A 15,291-nucleotide genomic window follows, 5' to 3' on the forward strand; every position below is an offset into this window, starting at 1 on the left:
TTATAGAGCATTTCCAGGAAAAGTGGACCCCGGTTTTCCGTCCGGAATTGCGACAAAACAAAGAGTTAGAGATTTTTCGCCACGCGCAGAAACGCGAAAAACCTCTATAAGGCGGTTTCTGCTTTTGAAGGTCAAATACACGTCATGACAGAACAATCCCTGCTGAAATTCTCCATTGCCGTCACGGTTGTCCTGGCGCTGTTCGGCATTGGCGCGGGCCTGTTTTCCGGCTCGTTCGCGGTTGTTTTCGACGGTGTTTATGCGCTCACCGATGCTTTCATGACGGTGCTGGCACTGCTTGTCGCGCGGCTGATCGCCGCCTCCGCCACACCTAAACCCGGCGGCCGCCTGGTGGAACGCTTCACCATGGGGTTCTGGCATCTGGAGCCGATGGTGCTCGGCCTCAATGGCACGCTGTTGATGGGGGCGGCGATTTATGCGCTCATCAATGCCATCGATAGCCTCATGGATGGCGGACGCTCGATCGAGTTCGATTACGCCATCATCGTCACTTTCGTCAGCTTTACCGTCTCACTCGCCATGGCATGGTTCGTCAAACGGCAAAACCGCAGGCTGAAATCCGCCTTCGTGGCGCTGGATGCCAAAAGCTGGCTGATGAGTGCGCTTCTGAGCATGGCGCTGTTCGTCGCCTTCGCCATCGGCTACGGCCTCACGGGCACGTCGCAAGCCTGGCTCGCGCCCTATATCGACCCGGCCGTGCTGGCGCTGGTCTGCCTCGTCATCATCCCCATGCCGCTCGGCAATGTGAAACAGGCGCTTGCCGACATTCTTCTGGTGACGCCGCTGGAGTTCAAGCAGCATGTGGACGGCGTGGCAGTTGAGATCGTGACGAAATTCGGCTTTACCTCACATTATTCCTACGTCGCCCGTGTCGGCCGCGGCCGGCAGATCGAGCTCTTCTTCATTGTCCCGAAGAACTGGCCGCCCCGGCGCCTGGAGGAGTGGGACGCGATCCGCGACGAGATCGGCAATGCGCTCGGCGGCGAGGGGAGTGACCGCTGGCTGACGATCGTGTTCACGACGGATGAGGAATGGGCAGTTTGAATGCTCCGTGCGTCAGCCTCAGTAGAACTGTATTTCACGGTGCTGTAGCGGCTCTGCGATCTCCCGCCAAATACCAGGCTACAGACATTATCACGATGCCGCCTCCCGTCAGGACGATGGGCGATATGACTTCATTGTAAAATAGCCAGACCCATACTGGTCCGAGAATAACATCCAGCATGGAAATTAATCCGGCCTCGCCGGCGTTTATGCGCCGGGATCCTTGGAGCAGGAATATATAGCCGAGTGCCGTGGTGAGGACGCCGTAAAGTGCGCAGGCGATGATCTGCGTCGGAGCGGGTATCTCAAATTGCATCAGCGGCAGCGCGACGCAAATGCAGATCAGGGCTGCAAGAGCGGTCATCAGGGTGGTGTCCATGTCCGGAAAGCGCTTCGCGATAACGATTTGCGTGGCACATCCCGTGGTCATGATGAAGGCGGCAAAGATACCGAGCATGTCTTGGTGCGATACTGCCGCGCCAACCGAAATCAATACTCCGACGAAAGCCACGCAGCCAGCGATGACGAAACGGTAGGTAACCCGATCCCGCAAGCACACAAATGCGATGCCGGCCACAATAAATGGGAGTGTCGCATAGATCGTCATCACGTTGGCGACGGTCGTCCATCGCAGGGACGCGATATATGTAATCGCCGCGATCGCAGACACCAAGCATCCAGCAATGCCGGGGAAACCGAATGACATCGACGACCGTTGTCTGGCAAATCTATTTCGAAGCAGAAAAAACGCCCCAAGAGCCAAAAAGGTGAAGGCAGAACGCCACGCCACCATCGACCACATATCCATATCCGCCATTCGGACGAAAAGCCCAGCCGTGCTCCATAAAACTGCCGAGGCTGCTACAAGATATATGCCACTAGAACGTTCATGTGCTAGACTCATATAGGCATCGCTCCAAGGAGGGAAGTATGTATAATCAGCAATGTAGACGATCGGTCTAGTTATGAGTGGTCAATCTGCGACGCGCACGCGTCTCATTTCGGAGGGAATGCGCCAGCTGCTCGCTTACGGGTATGAGGGCGTGGGGATCGGCCCGATCCTGAAGGAAGTGGATGTCCCAAAAGGGTCGTTCTATTACTTCTTTGCGAGCAAGGACGACTTCGTGGTGGCGGTCATCGATGCCTACGAGCAAAAGTATGCGCATATCAGGGAGCGACTTTTTTCGGATACATCGTTGCGCGCGTTGCAGCGCCTATCGGTATATTTTGAAACGCTGGAACTGGAACTTAAGCAAGACGGGCCTTATGCAGGCTGCCTTTACGGCGTCATTGCGCAGACTTCCGCCGGCCGTAGCGCTCTGGTTCGGGACGCGCTTGCTATTTCATTCGGGCGATGGGAGACGAGTATTCGCGAACTGCTCACCCAAGCCCAATATGAAGACGATATTGCCGGCGATGAGGATGTTTCGGATCTTTGCGCTTGTATCATCGAGGCCTACGAGGGTGCGCTTATTCGCGTGAAAGCCACGGGCGATATAGCCGCGTTCACCCGGTTTCGAATCAAAGGCTTACAAAGGCTGATAGCGAACATGCATCACAATGGCCGCGTGGTTTCTGAAGACGGCCGTTAGGCTGACATTATTCAAGATGGTGCATAACTCCAGGATCGAAAACGTGCTTTTGCGATCTCTCGTTTCGAGACGTTAAACCAATCATACTTGACGGCCGAAGGGGCGGAGCCTATTCTTTTTATTACGTGCACGTAAAAGTAATCCGTATTCATCAGGTTGTCTGACAATTGACTGGCGTACGACCTGATTTGGCATTATAGACGCTCGACAAAGGCGTCTTGCTTTGCGAAGACAGGTGCCGATCGCTGCGGTGTCGCGGATGGGCTTTTTGTCTGGCGCAGGCTGTGCGACTCGGCGGTACGAAAAACGATAACAACAGCCGGATGGGACCGGCGATCTGAGAGGACAAGATGACGGAAGCGATGGAACTGCCCGAACGCGAAGCGATGGAATTCGACGTTGTGATCGTTGGCGCGGGTCCTGCGGGTCTCAGCGCGGCGATCCGGCTGAAGCAGGTCGAGCCGGAGCTTTCGGTCGTCGTTCTGGAAAAAGGCGCGGAAGTTGGCGCGCATATTCTCTCGGGTGCCGTGATCGATCCCATCGGCATCGATCGGCTGCTGCCCGGCTGGCGGAAAGAGGAGGGACATCCCTTCAAGACCGAGGTCAAGGACGACCAGTTCATGTTCTTAGGCCCGGCCGGCTCCATCCGCCTGCCGAATTTCATGATGCCGCCGCTGATGAACAATCATGGCAATTACATCGTCTCGCTTGGCCTCGTCTGTCGCTGGCTGGCGGAAAAGGCGGAAGCGCTCGGCGTCGAGATCTATCCGGGCTTTGCCGCCACCGAAGTGCTCTACAATGACGAAGGTGCCGTCATCGGCGTCGCCACCGGTGATATGGGCGTCGAGAAGAATGGCGAGCCCGGCCCCGCCTTCACCCGCGGCATGGAGCTGCACGGCAAGTATGTGCTTGTTGGAGAAGGTGTGCGTGGTTCGCTTGCCAAGCAGCTGATTTCCAAATTCGACCTGTCGAAGGATCGGGAGCCGCAGAAATTCGGCATCGGCATCAAGGAACTCTGGCAGGTCAAGCCGGAACACCACAAACAGGGCCTCGTGCAGCATTCCTTCGGCTGGCCGCTCGGTTTCAAGACCGGCGGCGGTTCATTCCTCTATCATCTCGAGGATAATCTCGTCGCCGTCGGCTTCGTCGTCCACCTCAATTACAAGAACCCCTATCTTTATCCCTTCGAGGAATTCCAGCGCTTCAAGACCCATCCGGCGATCCGCGATACCTTCGAGGGCGGCAAGCGCATCTCCTATGGCGCGCGCGCGATTACCGAGGGCGGTTATCAGTCGGTGCCGAAGCTCACCTTCCCCGGCGGCGCGCTGATCGGCTGTTCCGCCGGTTTCGTCAACGTTCCGCGCATCAAGGGCAGCCATAATGCGGTGCTTTCGGGCATGCTGGCGGCGGAAAAGATCGCCGCAGCCCTCTCAGCAGGCCGCGCCCATGACGAGGTAGTCGAGATCGAAGCCGAATGGCGCGACGGCGATATCGGCAAGGATCTCAAGCGGGTGCGCAACGTCAAGCCGCTGTGGTCGAAATTCGGCACGCTGGTCGGCGTTGGCCTCGGCGGTCTCGACATGTGGACCAACCAGCTGTTCGGCTTTTCCTTCTTCGGCACGCTGAACCACGGCAAGACGGATGCGCAAAGCCTCGAACCGGCGTCAAAGCACAAGCCGATCGCCTATCCGAAGCCGGATGGCGTTCTGACCTTCGACCGGCTGTCGTCCGTGTTCCTGTCCTCCACCAACCATGAGGAGGACCAGCCGGTGCATCTTCAGGTGAAGGACATGGAGCTGCAGAAGCGCTCCGAACACGACGTCTATGCCGGCCCCTCGACGCGCTACTGTCCGGCCGGCGTTTATGAGTGGGTGGAGAAGGATGGCGAGGAAGTTTACGTCATCAACGCCCAGAACTGCGTGCACTGCAAGACCTGCGATATCAAGGACCCCAACCAGAACATCAACTGGGTGCCGCCGCAGGGCGGCGAGGGGCCGGTTTACGCCAATATGTGATGGGGTGAGGGTATCCCTCTTCGTCATGCTCGGGCTTGTCCCGAGTATCTGCAACGGATGATTTTACGATATTTGGACGAATCCTCGGGACAGGCCCGAGGATGATGTCGAATTTGTTCGGACCGCGCGCGTGACCGAATGGACGGCCTCTGCGGAGCGTGCCGTTTCCGCCTGCAAAAACTCATTCCAACAACATAGACGCAATAAGTCCTCGCCGCCGCTCGCGTCCGCCATGACGCAACAGTAGCGACCATTGCCTCTTTTCCCTCAGTATTTGTGGATTGCTCTTCGATTTCTTACATATAGGATGTTGGGGTGTTGTAACGTCATCCGGCCCGTGGATTGCGGGGCGATAATGCGGTAACGCCTTGAATGTGCATATGGTCCCGGTTCGGCTCAAGAGCTGTTGCGTTTGCGCCGTCGCCCGGCGACAGGGAGTGAAAGAATGTCCGGCTTTCAAAGGCTGAATATCGTAGGAAAGACGCGTTTTGGCGCTGCTGTGGCGGCGGGGATGGTTTTGGCAGTCGTTTCACTGAGTGGTGGCCCTTTGATGGCAGCCAGCTGCCGCACCGATGCGATGGCCGGCATCGACTGGCGCGAATGCAACAAGCGCATGTTGATGCTCGGCAGCAGCAATCTCGATTCGGCGATGCTTTACGGCACGGATTTCACCTATACCGACCTGCGCGGCTCTTCGCTGAAGGGGGCCAATCTCGAAAAGGCCAAGCTCATCCGTACGGCGCTGGGCGAGGCGAACCTGCAGGGCGCCAATCTGACCAAGGTGGAAGCCTATCGCAGCGATTTTTCCGCTGCCGACGCCACCAACGCCAAATTCGTCAATGCAGAAATGCAGCGAACCAAATTCGAGAAGACCAAGCTCGACGGTACGGATTTCACCAAGGCCGAGCTCGGGCGTGCCGATTTCGAGGGTGCCTCGCTGAACGGCTCGAAATTTTCCCTGACCAACCTGTCGCGTGCCCGCTTCGGCGGTGCCACGCTTGGCGGTCCGGTGGATTTCACCAGCGCCTTCCTGCTGCTCACCCGCATCGAAGGTGTCGATCTCTCCACGGCCACCGGCCTCGACCAGAAACAGATCGACATTGCCTGTGGCGACGCCAAGACCAAATTGCCGAATGGCCTCACCGCGCCGGCCTCCTGGCCGTGCCCGGAAGATCCTGACGATGATTGATGGAACGGCCGCGCGGTTTTCGCGCGCGGCACGGATATCTCCTTAAGGGGCAAAGACGTACGCGATGCGGATGCCTCGCCGTCGATCAGAAGCCCGAAAGCACGATCTTGCCCTTGGCCGTGTTGCTCTCGATCAGGGCATGCGCCTTGATGAGGTTTGCGGCATTGATGGTGCCGAAAACCTCGGTCAGCGTCGTCCTGATCTTGCCGGCATCGACCAGTTCCGCGACGTGATTGAGCAATTTGTGCTGCTCGATCATGTCAGGTGTCTCGAAAACCGCGCGGGCGAACATCATTTCCCAATGGATCGACACGCATTTGCGCTTGAAGGCCATGACGTCGAAACCGCCGGCCGGATCGTCGATTAGCGCAAAACGGCCCTGCGGCGCAATCGTCGCCACGCTGTCGGCGGCATGGATATCACTATGGGTGGTCGAGAATACGAAGCCCGGCGCGCCGAGACCAAGCGCTTCCACCTGCGGTGCGATCGGCTTGCCGTGATCCACGACATGATGCGCGCCGAGTTCCTTCACCCACTCCATGGTTTCCGGCCGCGATGCCGTGGCGATGACGGTGAGATCCGTCAGGGCACGCAGAAGCTGGATGGCGATAGAACCGACGCCGCCAGCACCGCCGATGACAAGAACGGCATTGGCAGCACCCGGAACCGGCTCCTTCACCCGCAGCCGGTCGAACAGAGTCTCGTAAGCGGTGATCGCTGTCAGCGGCAGGGCGGCGGCCTCCTCGAAATTGAGTGATTTCGGCTTTGCGCCGACGATGCGCTCATCGACCAGATGGAATTCGCTGTTGGAGCCCGGACGGTTGATGACACCGGCGTAAAACACCTCGTCGCCCGGCTTGAACAGCGAGACCCTGTCGCCGACGGCCTTCACCACACCCGAAGCGTCGAAACCCAGCACGCGGGTGGCGCCATTTTCCGGCGACTGGTTGCGGCGCACTTTGGTGTCCACAGGGTTCACCGAAACCGCCTTCACCTCCACCAGAATGTCGTGCCCCTTGGCTTCCGGCTGGGCCAGATCGATGTCGATGAGGGCATCCGCCGCGGTGATGGGCTGGCTGGTTTTGTAACCGATGGCGCGCATGAACAGTCTCCTTTGCTTGTTTGCGTGCCTCTTACTTGATACATATGAACATCAATCGCAAGAATGCACATTTTGTGGTGATACATACAAAAAGAATACTGTAGATGTCGCGACCGCGCGCCAAGCTCACCGGCAACTTTCCCGGCTGCCCGGTGGAATCGACCTTGAGTTTTCTCGATGGCAAATGGAAGGGCGTGATCCTCTATCACCTCATCAACGAAGGCGTCCTGCGCTTCAACGAGCTGCGCCGCCATATTCCCAGTGTCACCCAGCGCATGCTGACCAAGCAGCTGCGTGAGCTGGAAGAGGCGGGCCTGATTTCGCGCACCGTCTTTCCGGTGGTGCCGCCGCGCGTGGATTACGCGCTGACGCCGCTTGGCGAGACGATGCGGCCGGTCATTTCGGCGTTGAAAAGCTGGGGCGACGCGCATGTCGTGTGCAAGAACGGCGCGAAATATACGCGGACGCCTACGGTTGCGGAGAAGGCGGCCTGAGAGAAATCACGGGTAAAAGCAAGGTCGCCGCAGGCCATTTTCATGGTGCGATGCAACACGGATTTGCCCCGATTGATGCATAATGCTGCGAAACTCGATTCGCAGCAGGGACATCAAAGCACATGAGCATGGGTTGGATGGAGGCCGGATTTCTCGGTCTATTGCAAGGACTTACGGAATTTCTTCCGGTTTCTTCGAGCGCGCATCTCAGGATCGCCGGGGAGTTCCTGCCATCAGGCGCAGATCCCGGGGCCGCCTTCACCGCCATTACCCAGATCGGCACGGAAATGGCGGTGCTGGTCTATTTCTGGTCCGACATCATGCGGATTGCCGCCGCCTGGTTACGGCAGAACCTGCGCCTTGGCGAATATAACAAGGCGGACGCCCGGCTCGGCTGGCTGATCATCGTCGGCTCGGTGCCGATCGTGTTTCTGGGACTGTTCTTCAAGGATGCGATCGAACATTCGCTGCGCAATCTTTATATCACCGCGGTGATGCTGATCGTCTTCGGCATCGTTCTTGGTCTTGCCGACAGGATCGGTGAGAAGCGCTACAAGCTGAACCAGCTGATCTGGCGCGATGGCATCCTTTTCGGTTTCGCGCAGGCGATGGCGCTCATTCCCGGCGTCTCGCGTTCAGGCGGCACCATCAGCGCCGGCCTGCTTCTGGGTTATACCCGTGAGGCGGCGGCGCGGTATTCCTTCCTGCTCGCCGTTCCCGCCGTTTTCGGCTCCGGCTTCTACCAACTGTTCAAGAGCATCGGCGAGGACAATCCGGTCGGCTGGGGCCAGACCGGTCTTGCCACTCTGATCGCCTTTATCGTCGGTTATGCCGTGATCGTCGTGTTCCTGAAGCTGGTCTCGACCAAGAGCTACATGCCCTTCGTCTGGTACCGCGTGGTCATCGGCTTCATTCTGCTCGCTCTGTTGGGAACAGGTGTCATCAGCGCCGGTGGCTGAGGGCAGGACCTCGCGCTTTTTCGGTCGCAATTAAAAAGGCCCGCTCTTTCGAGCGGGCCTTTTGTCGTTAGAGCAACGTGCCGCTCAAGATCACCAGCGCCACCGAGAAGTAGATGACGAGGCCGCTGACATCCACCAGCGTGGCGACGAAGGGTGCCGATGCGCTGGCCGGATCGAGCCGCAGGCGTTGCAGCAGGAAGGGCAGCATGGAACCGGCGAGCGAACCGAAGGTCACGATGCCGACCAGTGCCGCGAAGACGGTGGCGCCGACCAGCAGCCAGTGTTCGCCGTAATTGTAGAAACCTGCCTGCTGCCAGATGGTCAGCCGCAGGAAGCCGATGGCGCCGAGGATGCAGCCGAGCGTCAGGCCTGTCGGGATTTCCCGCAACAGCACCCGCCACCAGTCCGAAAGCTTCAGCTCGCCGAGCGCCAAGGCCCGGATGATGAGCGAGGTGGCCTGCGAACCGGAGTTGCCGCCCGAAGACATGATGAGTGGAATGAACAGCGTCAGCACAACGGCTTTTTCCAGCTCGCCCTCGAAATGCTGCATGGCGCTGGCCGTCAGCATTTCACCGAGGAACAGGGCTGCGAGCCAGCCGGCGCGCTTGCGGATCATGTCCGGAAAGCCCATGGCCATATAGGGCTTGCCGAGCGCTTCCATACCACCGAACTTGTGAGCATCTTCCGTGGTGTCGGCGATCATGGTGTCGATCACGTCGTCAACGGTGACGATGCCGAGAATATGCGAGTGGTCGTCGACGACGGGAAGCGCCAGAAGGTCATGCTTGCGGATGAGCCGGGCCACATCCTCCTGCGACATCAGTGGGCTTGCATAGGCAATGCCCTCCTTCGACGCTACGGAGAGGATGGAAGCGCCGGGCTCGCCGGTCAGCAAACGACGCAGCGTCACGACGGTCGTCAGCGTCCCGTCCTCAGCCAGCACATAGATGGCATAGACCGTTTCACGCGACCGCTCGACGACGCGGATGTGCGAAAGGGTCTGTTCCACCGTCCAGTCAAGCGGCACGCTGACGAATTCCGTGGTCATGATGGAACCAGCCGTGCGCGGAGGATATCCCATCAGATGTTTGATGGAGAGCGCGGTGGTGCGGTCCAGCCGGGCAAACAGCTTGGCACGCGGCTCCTCTTCCATTTCCGCCATGACGTCGGCGACGCGGTCGTCGGACATTAGGTTGACGAAGCGGGCGGCCTGTTCAAGGGGGATGCCGGCAATGATGGCGGCTGCGTCATGCAGTTCCGGCCGGTCGAGAATGGCCACGGCCTTTGCCTGCGGCATGGCAAGCAGGGCGGCGACGGCTGCGTCGGTATCAAGCGTGTTGAGGTGCTCGACACGTTCTGCAATGGTGGTGGAACCGGCATTTCCGCTGCGGAGAAGACGTGCGGCCTTGCTGGCTCTCTGGGAGAGAGTGTGGAAGTTCATGATTGCTCACCTTTCCGTCGATTCGCCGATTACGGCGAACGCGGTGGTGAGCCGACAGAGGTCGGATCAGTTCCCGTTCGCCGCTTTCGGCAAAGGCAATCGACTACTACTGTCGCTAGACATCTAATGATGCTCCGTTGAAATCCGCACTGTGCCGGGTCACGGCCGGTGCGTAACGTCGTGTTGCGCCTGAAACGAAAAAGAGTCAAGCGAGCCGATTGTGAAATTTCCGTAAGGTTTCTGAAGCGTGCCGGAGAGGGCGTTTCGACCGCTGAAAAACCGGCTGTCAGCCGGTTTTTGCGCGCCGTTCGACGGTGACCGAAACAAGGAAAACGCCAAGCCCGAGAAGGGAGAGGACCGCGCCGACATACCCTGTCGAGGCGTAACCGAAACCCATGGCGATGACGAGGCCACCAAGCCAGGCGCCGAGCGCATTGGCAATGTTGAAGGCGGAATGGTTGGAGGCGGCGGCCAGTGTCTGCGCATCCTGCGCCACATCCATCAGCCGGGTCTGCACGGCCGGGCAGGCGGCAAAACCGCAGCCGATCAGGAACACGCAGATGCACAGCATGAACGGATTGTCCGCCGTCATGCCGAACACCGTCATGACCAGCACGTTGAAGGCCAGCATGCCGCCAATCGTGCCATTGAGCGAGATATCGGCGAGCCGTGAGCCGACGACATTGCCGACATTCATGCCGATGCCGAACAGCGCCAGCACCATGGAAACGGTGGAGACAGGCATCATCGCCACATCGGTGGTGGTCTTGGCGATATAGCTGAACACCGAGAACATGCCGCCGAAACCAACGGCGGCGATGGCGAGCGTCAGCCACACCTGCACGCGCCTGAATGCGCCGAGTTCGCGCCAGACGCTTGCGCCTTCCTCCACCTTGTCACGCGGCTGGAACAGCCACAGAAGCGCGACTGTCAGGAGCCCGATGCCGCCGACCAGCATGAAGGCCGCACGCCAGGACAGGAGCTGGCCGAAGAAAGTGGCAAGCGGCGTGCCGAGCAGGGTGGCAATGGTGAGACCGAGCATGACGCGGCCAACCGCGCGGGCACGCTTGTGGATAGGCGCCATGGAGGCCGCCACCAGTGCTGCAACGCCGAAATAGGCGCCATGTGGCAGGCCGGTAACGAAACGCAGCAGGGTGAAGCTCAGAAAGTCAGGCGCAAGCGCACTCAGGATATTGCCGGCCGCAAATAGCCCCATCAGGCCAAGAAGCAGCGTGCGGCGCGTTATGCGCGCGGCCAGCACGGCGATGATCGGCGCGCCGATGACGACGCCCAGCGCATAGGCCGTGATGACATAACCCGCCTGCGGAACGGTGACGCCATAGGTGGTGGCGACGTCAGGCAGCAGGCCCATGATGGCGAATTCGCCGGTGCCGATGCCGAAACCGCCGGCGGCCAGCGCCAGTTCGATCAGCGCGATGGCAAGCGGTGAAAGGGCGACGGCTGGTGCTGCCGTGTAAACGGTTTCACTCTCCGCACCAGAGCGGGCTTCGGACATATTCGACTGGCTCATCGTGACCTGAAAAACGGGGAGGGCCCACAGAAAAAAGGGCAAGACCGTATGGGAACGGTCTGCCCTGACTGGAGATGCGCGGTCATGAAAATGACCTTAAGTGACCCCTAACATGAAATGACGCATTGCGGTAGAGCGATTCGCGGTAAAAAAACATCTTCACGCGATGGTGTTCGGAACTCTATTGGAAGCCAGGCATTTACGCGCGGCTGCGTTGCGGGATCGGGTTGGAAACATGAAGCTCATAGCAATTTTCAATCGCGACGGTGGCACATTTCGCACCACTGATATGGACGCCTATTGCGATCATGCTCGCGCGGTCTTCTCCCGCGCCGGCCACGAAATCGACTGCCGTCTGGTTTCCGGCAAGGACATCGTCAAGGAGATGGAACGCGCCGCCGAGGAGCCTGGCATTGAAGGCATCATCGCCGGCGGCGGTGACGGCACGATTTCCGCCGCGGCGGCAATCGCCTGGAAACACGGCATCGCGCTTGGCATTGTTCCAGCCGGCACCATGAACCTCTTCGCCCGCTCGCTGAAACTGCCGCTCGACATTCGCCAGGCCTTGGAAACACTGGCGCATGGCGAAATCGCCAGCGTCGACATCGCCAGCGTCAATGGCCGCCTCTTCGTGCATCAGTTTTCCGCGGGCTTGCATTCACGCATGGTGCGCTACCGCAACAATCTCGCCTTCGCTTCCCGTCTCGGCAAGATCAAGGCGAGCATCCGCGCTGCCATCAGCGTTATCCTCAATCCGCCGGTCTTCGAGGTGGAATATACCGTCAATGGCACGACGCAGCACCGCAAGGTCTCGGCCATCTCCGTCTCCAATAACGAGTTTGGCCAGAATTCCCTGCTGGTGGCGGATAATGTCTCGGGCGGCCATCTCGGCTTTTACCTCACCGATCCGCTGCGCCCCTCGGGCGTTGCAAAACTTGCCTTCGACATTCTGCGCGGCAAGCTCAAGGAAAACGCTGCCGTGACGGCGATGACGGTGACGGATGTGGAACTACATTTCCCCAAGAAACGTCACGATGTGCGCTGCGTCATCGATGGTGAACTGTTGCCGATGGAGCGGGACGTGGCACTGAAGGTGCACGCCGGCGAGTTGAAGGTACTGGTGGGGCCGGCATTCTTCGCATAACGCAACCGCCTGTGAATTGAGGGATTGCCGCTTGTTTCTTCTTCTTGGCGGGGAGAAAAAAGAGGCGGTCCCCGCTTGGCCAATACCCCCTGAAAACCACCAGCCTTGCCAAATCGAAGCTGCCCGGCCATGTTCGGCGGGCGCAGTGGCGTGAGCGCCGTTGCCTTTATGGGAGTGCGATCTGTCATGAATGAAGTCTCCAAGCCGATGTCCAATCTCGCGGCCATCGATGCCGCCCATCACCTCCACCCCTTTTCCGACATGGGCAAGCTGAACGCCGCCGGGACCCGCATCATCGAGCGCGCTGAAGGGGTCTTCATCTACGACAGCACCGGCAAGAAATATCTCGATGCCTTTGCCGGCCTCTGGTGCGTGAATATCGGTTATGGACGCCGCGAGATCGCCGATGTCGTGCAGCGCCAGATGAATGAACTGCCCTATTACAACGCCTTTTTCGGCACCACCACGCCGCCCGCGACGCTTCTGGCGCAAAAGATCGCCTCGCGCGCCGGACCGAAAATGAACCATGTGTTCTTCACCAATTCCGGTTCGGAAGCCACCGACACCTGGTTCCGCATGGCGCGGGTCTACTGGAAGGCGCTCGGCCATCCCACGAAGACCAGGGTGATCGCAAGACGCAACGGCTATCATGGCTCGACGGTAGCCGGCGCTTCGCTCGGCGGCATGAAATGGATGCACGAACAGGGCAACCTGCCCATCGAAGGCATCGCCCATATCGGTCAGCCCTATTGGTATGCGGAGGGTGGCGATCTCTCACCGGCCGAATTCGGCCTGAAGGTGGCTCGGGAACTGGACGCCAAGATCGATGAACTCGGCGAGGAAAATGTCGCTGCTTTCGTGGCCGAACCCATTCAGGGCGCAGGTGGTGTCATCGTGCCGCCGGAGACCTACTGGCCGGAAATCACCCGCATCTGCAAGGCGCGCAACATTCTGCTGGTGTCCGATGAGGTGATCTGCGGTTTCGGCCGTCTCGGTTCGTGGTTCGGATACCAGCATTTTGGCGTGGAACCGGATCTCGCTCCCGTCGCCAAGGGCCTGTCATCGGGCTATCTGCCGATCGGTGGCGTCATCGTTTCAGACCGGGTGGCGGAGGTGATGCTTTCGGAGGTCGGTGATTTCAACCACGGTTTCACCTATTCCGGCCATCCCGTCTGTGCTGCCGCGGCACTGGAAAACCTCCGTATCATTGAGGATGAGGGGCTGGTGGAGCGGGTACGTGACGATATCGGCCCCTATTTCTCCGAGGGCTGGAAAAGCCTTACCGATCATGAACTGGTGGGCGAGGCCGTGAATGTTGGCCTGATGGGCGGTTTGCAACTGACGGCGGACAAGGCAACCCGCAGACGTTTCGCCAAGCCGGACGATATCGGAACCGCCGTGCGCAACCATTGCCTTGCAAACGGCCTCGTCATGCGCGCCACCGGCGACCGCATGCTGGCCTCGCCGGCGCTGACCATCAGCCATTCTGAAGTCGACCAGATCATGGAGACGCTGCGCAAGGGGCTCGACCACCTGCGCGATACACGCGAGCATTTCTAGGAAAAGTGGACACCGGTTTTCCGTTAGGACATGCGGAAAAAGGATTCCGAGGGAGGAATAATCACATGGCAGGACAGGAACATCACTACGCCGTTCAGGTAAAATGGACCGGCAATCGCGGCAAGGGTACGTCGGGTTACCGCGATTATGAGCGCGAGTACACGATTTCCACGGCGGGCAAGCCGGATATCACCGGCTCTTCGGACCCCGGCTTCCGCGGTGATCCCTCCCGCTGGAACCCGGAAGACCTGCTCGTCGCCTCGCTCTCGGCGTGCCACAAGCTTTGGTACCTGCATTTCTGCTCCGTCAACGGCATCATCGTCGAAGATTATGTCGACAATGCCCAAGGCACGCTTGTCATGGAAAAGGATGGCGCGGGGCAGTTCAGCGAAGTGGTGCTGAAACCGGTCATCACCATTTCGAAGGGTGATCCGGCCCGGGCGGATGAGCTGCATCATGATGCGCACGACAAGTGCTTCATCGCACGGTCGGTGAATTTTCCCATCCGCGTGGAGGGGACGGTGATGGTGGTTTGAGGTTCAGACGAATTGCAGACCGAGATGATCGGCCATCGGCTGAAAATCCCGGTCGTTTTGCAGCAATTTATGTCCGTGCTCGATACAATATGTGCCAATGATGAGGTCGTTGCTTTTCCGTATCGTATAGCCGCGGCCGCGCAGAAAGCGATAATTTGCAGCAGCCTTGATCGCGAGTTGAGGAGACATCATCGCAACGCAGGGAAATTCGCTCAGCATCTGTTCAAGATGGCGCGCATGATAACCATCGCGCGCGCCTCTCAGCACCTCCAGAAGAATGATGTCGCCGATCAGAACTTCGCCCTGTGCCATCAGGGCACGGAATTTGGCGGAAAGGGCAGGGGCGTCTTTTCGAATGAACGAAATCCAGGCAGAGGTATCTGCGACGATCATTTGGCGTTCTTCACGTCCCAATCCGTGTCGGCATCCCAATCCGTCCGCATTTCATCCAGATTGCCTTCCCAGCCCATGCCTTCCAATGCATCGAGGGCGCGCATCTGGCGATGAATGCGCACGAGATCGCGCAACGCCTTTTCCACGGTTGCCTTCTTGGTAGACAGACCAGTGATTTCCATCGCTTCTGCGATCAAGGCGTCATCAAGCTCAATATTCGTGCGCATAGAAAAATCCTTGGTGTATCGATTTTCGAAATCATACACCAAG

The 15,291-nt window shown here is 59.0% G+C and carries 15 protein-coding genes; 9 read left to right on the forward strand and 6 right to left on the reverse strand.

Annotated features, from left to right (window positions below; all coding sequences use genetic code 11):
- Nucleotides 1–144 precede the first annotated feature (144 nt).
- Nucleotides 145–1,065 (forward strand): cation diffusion facilitator family transporter, encoded by a 921-nt coding sequence (locus tag GSF67_RS03560; RefSeq protein WP_006311486.1) that lies wholly within the window; start codon nt 145–147, stop codon nt 1,063–1,065.
- 34 nt (nt 1,066–1,099) lie between these two features.
- Here the strand turns inward: GSF67_RS03560 and GSF67_RS03565 are convergent, their stop codons facing one another.
- Nucleotides 1,100–1,969: a DMT family transporter gene (locus GSF67_RS03565; RefSeq protein WP_035214817.1), complete on the reverse strand. Its 870-nt coding sequence runs from the start codon at nt 1,967–1,969 to the stop codon at nt 1,100–1,102.
- 106 nt (nt 1,970–2,075) lie between these two features.
- On the opposite strand from GSF67_RS03565, the gene GSF67_RS03570 reads away from it, so the two are divergent.
- From GSF67_RS03570 to GSF67_RS03580, 3 genes are all read left to right on the forward strand, one after another.
- Nucleotides 2,076–2,657, forward strand: a complete 582-nt coding sequence (locus tag GSF67_RS03570; RefSeq protein WP_006311488.1) for a TetR/AcrR family transcriptional regulator — start codon at nt 2,076–2,078, stop codon at nt 2,655–2,657.
- 350 nt (nt 2,658–3,007) lie between these two features.
- Nucleotides 3,008–4,672 (forward strand): electron transfer flavoprotein-ubiquinone oxidoreductase, encoded by a 1,665-nt coding sequence (locus tag GSF67_RS03575; RefSeq protein ID WP_006311489.1) that lies wholly within the window; start codon nt 3,008–3,010, stop codon nt 4,670–4,672.
- A 445-nt stretch (nt 4,673–5,117) separates the two neighbouring features.
- Nucleotides 5,118–5,861, forward strand: coding sequence for a pentapeptide repeat-containing protein (locus GSF67_RS03580; protein WP_006311490.1), 744 nt, complete (start codon nt 5,118–5,120; stop codon nt 5,859–5,861).
- Between the two features lie 85 nt (nt 5,862–5,946).
- Here GSF67_RS03580 and GSF67_RS03585 read toward each other — a convergent pair whose 3' ends face one another.
- Complete coding sequence (locus tag GSF67_RS03585; RefSeq protein WP_006311491.1) at nt 5,947–6,963, reverse strand: zinc-binding alcohol dehydrogenase family protein; 1,017 nt, start codon at nt 6,961–6,963, stop codon at nt 5,947–5,949.
- Between the two features lie 104 nt (nt 6,964–7,067).
- On the opposite strand from GSF67_RS03585, the gene GSF67_RS03590 reads away from it, so the two are divergent.
- Complete coding sequence (locus tag GSF67_RS03590; protein ID WP_006311492.1) at nt 7,068–7,457, forward strand: helix-turn-helix domain-containing protein; 390 nt, start codon at nt 7,068–7,070, stop codon at nt 7,455–7,457.
- Nucleotides 7,458–7,579: 122 nt separating this feature from the next.
- Nucleotides 7,580–8,416: an undecaprenyl-diphosphate phosphatase gene (locus GSF67_RS03595; protein ID WP_010971321.1), complete on the forward strand. Its 837-nt coding sequence runs from the start codon at nt 7,580–7,582 to the stop codon at nt 8,414–8,416.
- Nucleotides 8,417–8,483: 67 nt separating this feature from the next.
- Here the strand turns inward: GSF67_RS03595 and mgtE are convergent, their stop codons facing one another.
- Nucleotides 8,484–9,857: a magnesium transporter gene (gene mgtE / locus GSF67_RS03600; RefSeq protein ID WP_092769462.1), complete on the reverse strand. Its 1,374-nt coding sequence runs from the start codon at nt 9,855–9,857 to the stop codon at nt 8,484–8,486.
- A gap of 286 nt (nt 9,858–10,143) precedes the next feature.
- A complete protein-coding gene (locus GSF67_RS03605; RefSeq protein ID WP_050813472.1) occupies nt 10,144–11,388 on the reverse strand; it encodes an MFS transporter in 1,245 nt (414 codons plus the stop codon).
- A 235-nt stretch (nt 11,389–11,623) separates the two neighbouring features.
- On the opposite strand from GSF67_RS03605, the gene GSF67_RS03610 reads away from it, so the two are divergent.
- The 3 genes from GSF67_RS03610 to GSF67_RS03620 all read left to right on the forward strand — a co-directional run bounded on the left by GSF67_RS03610 (nt 11,624) and on the right by GSF67_RS03620 (nt 14,628).
- On the forward strand, nt 11,624–12,532 hold the full coding sequence (locus GSF67_RS03610; protein WP_006311496.1) for a diacylglycerol kinase family protein: 909 nt from the start codon (nt 11,624–11,626) through the stop codon (nt 12,530–12,532).
- A gap of 186 nt (nt 12,533–12,718) precedes the next feature.
- Nucleotides 12,719–14,092 (forward strand): aspartate aminotransferase family protein, encoded by a 1,374-nt coding sequence (locus tag GSF67_RS03615; RefSeq protein WP_035214825.1) that lies wholly within the window; start codon nt 12,719–12,721, stop codon nt 14,090–14,092.
- Between the two features lie 65 nt (nt 14,093–14,157).
- On the forward strand, nt 14,158–14,628 hold the full coding sequence (locus GSF67_RS03620; RefSeq protein ID WP_006311498.1) for an OsmC family protein: 471 nt from the start codon (nt 14,158–14,160) through the stop codon (nt 14,626–14,628).
- Nucleotides 14,629–14,631: 3 nt separating this feature from the next.
- Here GSF67_RS03620 and GSF67_RS03625 read toward each other — a convergent pair whose 3' ends face one another.
- A complete protein-coding gene (locus GSF67_RS03625) occupies nt 14,632–15,021 on the reverse strand; it encodes a PIN domain nuclease (RefSeq protein WP_006311499.1) in 390 nt (129 codons plus the stop codon).
- Entirely contained in the window at nt 15,018–15,248 is a 231-nt protein-coding gene (locus GSF67_RS03630; protein WP_035214819.1) for a type II toxin-antitoxin system VapB family antitoxin, read from the reverse strand. Before GSF67_RS03630 ends, GSF67_RS03625 begins: the two co-directional genes overlap by 4 nt.
- Between the last annotated feature and the right edge of the window lie 43 nt (nt 15,249–15,291).

This window comes from Agrobacterium sp. CGMCC 11546, from assembly GCF_013365515.1.
GTDB lineage: Bacteria > Pseudomonadota > Alphaproteobacteria > Rhizobiales > Rhizobiaceae > Agrobacterium > Agrobacterium fabrum.

What these genes read in the sequence shown, in the direction of transcription:
- GSF67_RS03570 (WP_006311488.1), top strand. Translation starts at nt 2,076, where the DNA reads ATGCGCCAGCTGCTCGCTTACGGGTATGAGGGCGTGGGGATCGGCCCG.
- GSF67_RS03585 (WP_006311491.1), bottom strand. Translation starts at nt 6,963, where the DNA reads ATGCGCGCCATCGGTTACAAAACCAGCCAGCCCATCACCGCGGCGGAT.
- GSF67_RS03580 (WP_006311490.1), top strand. Translation starts at nt 5,118, where the DNA reads ATGTCCGGCTTTCAAAGGCTGAATATCGTAGGAAAGACGCGTTTTGGC.
- GSF67_RS03575 (WP_006311489.1), top strand. Translation starts at nt 3,008, where the DNA reads ATGACGGAAGCGATGGAACTGCCCGAACGCGAAGCGATGGAATTCGAC.
- GSF67_RS03615 (WP_035214825.1), top strand. Translation starts at nt 12,719, where the DNA reads ATGAATGAAGTCTCCAAGCCGATGTCCAATCTCGCGGCCATCGATGCC.
- GSF67_RS03560 (WP_006311486.1), top strand. Translation starts at nt 145, where the DNA reads ATGACAGAACAATCCCTGCTGAAATTCTCCATTGCCGTCACGGTTGTC.
- GSF67_RS03590 (WP_006311492.1), top strand. Translation starts at nt 7,068, where the DNA reads ATGTCGCGACCGCGCGCCAAGCTCACCGGCAACTTTCCCGGCTGCCCG.
- GSF67_RS03595 (WP_010971321.1), top strand. Translation starts at nt 7,580, where the DNA reads ATGAGCATGGGTTGGATGGAGGCCGGATTTCTCGGTCTATTGCAAGGA.
- mgtE (WP_092769462.1), bottom strand. Translation starts at nt 9,857, where the DNA reads ATGAACTTCCACACTCTCTCCCAGAGAGCCAGCAAGGCCGCACGTCTT.
- GSF67_RS03605 (WP_050813472.1), bottom strand. Translation starts at nt 11,388, where the DNA reads ATGAGCCAGTCGAATATGTCCGAAGCCCGCTCTGGTGCGGAGAGTGAA.
- GSF67_RS03630 (WP_035214819.1), bottom strand. Translation starts at nt 15,248, where the DNA reads ATGCGCACGAATATTGAGCTTGATGACGCCTTGATCGCAGAAGCGATG.
- GSF67_RS03610 (WP_006311496.1), top strand. Translation starts at nt 11,624, where the DNA reads ATGAAGCTCATAGCAATTTTCAATCGCGACGGTGGCACATTTCGCACC.
- GSF67_RS03625 (WP_006311499.1), bottom strand. Translation starts at nt 15,021, where the DNA reads ATGATCGTCGCAGATACCTCTGCCTGGATTTCGTTCATTCGAAAAGAC.
- GSF67_RS03565 (WP_035214817.1), bottom strand. Translation starts at nt 1,969, where the DNA reads ATGAGTCTAGCACATGAACGTTCTAGTGGCATATATCTTGTAGCAGCC.
- GSF67_RS03620 (WP_006311498.1), top strand. Translation starts at nt 14,158, where the DNA reads ATGGCAGGACAGGAACATCACTACGCCGTTCAGGTAAAATGGACCGGC.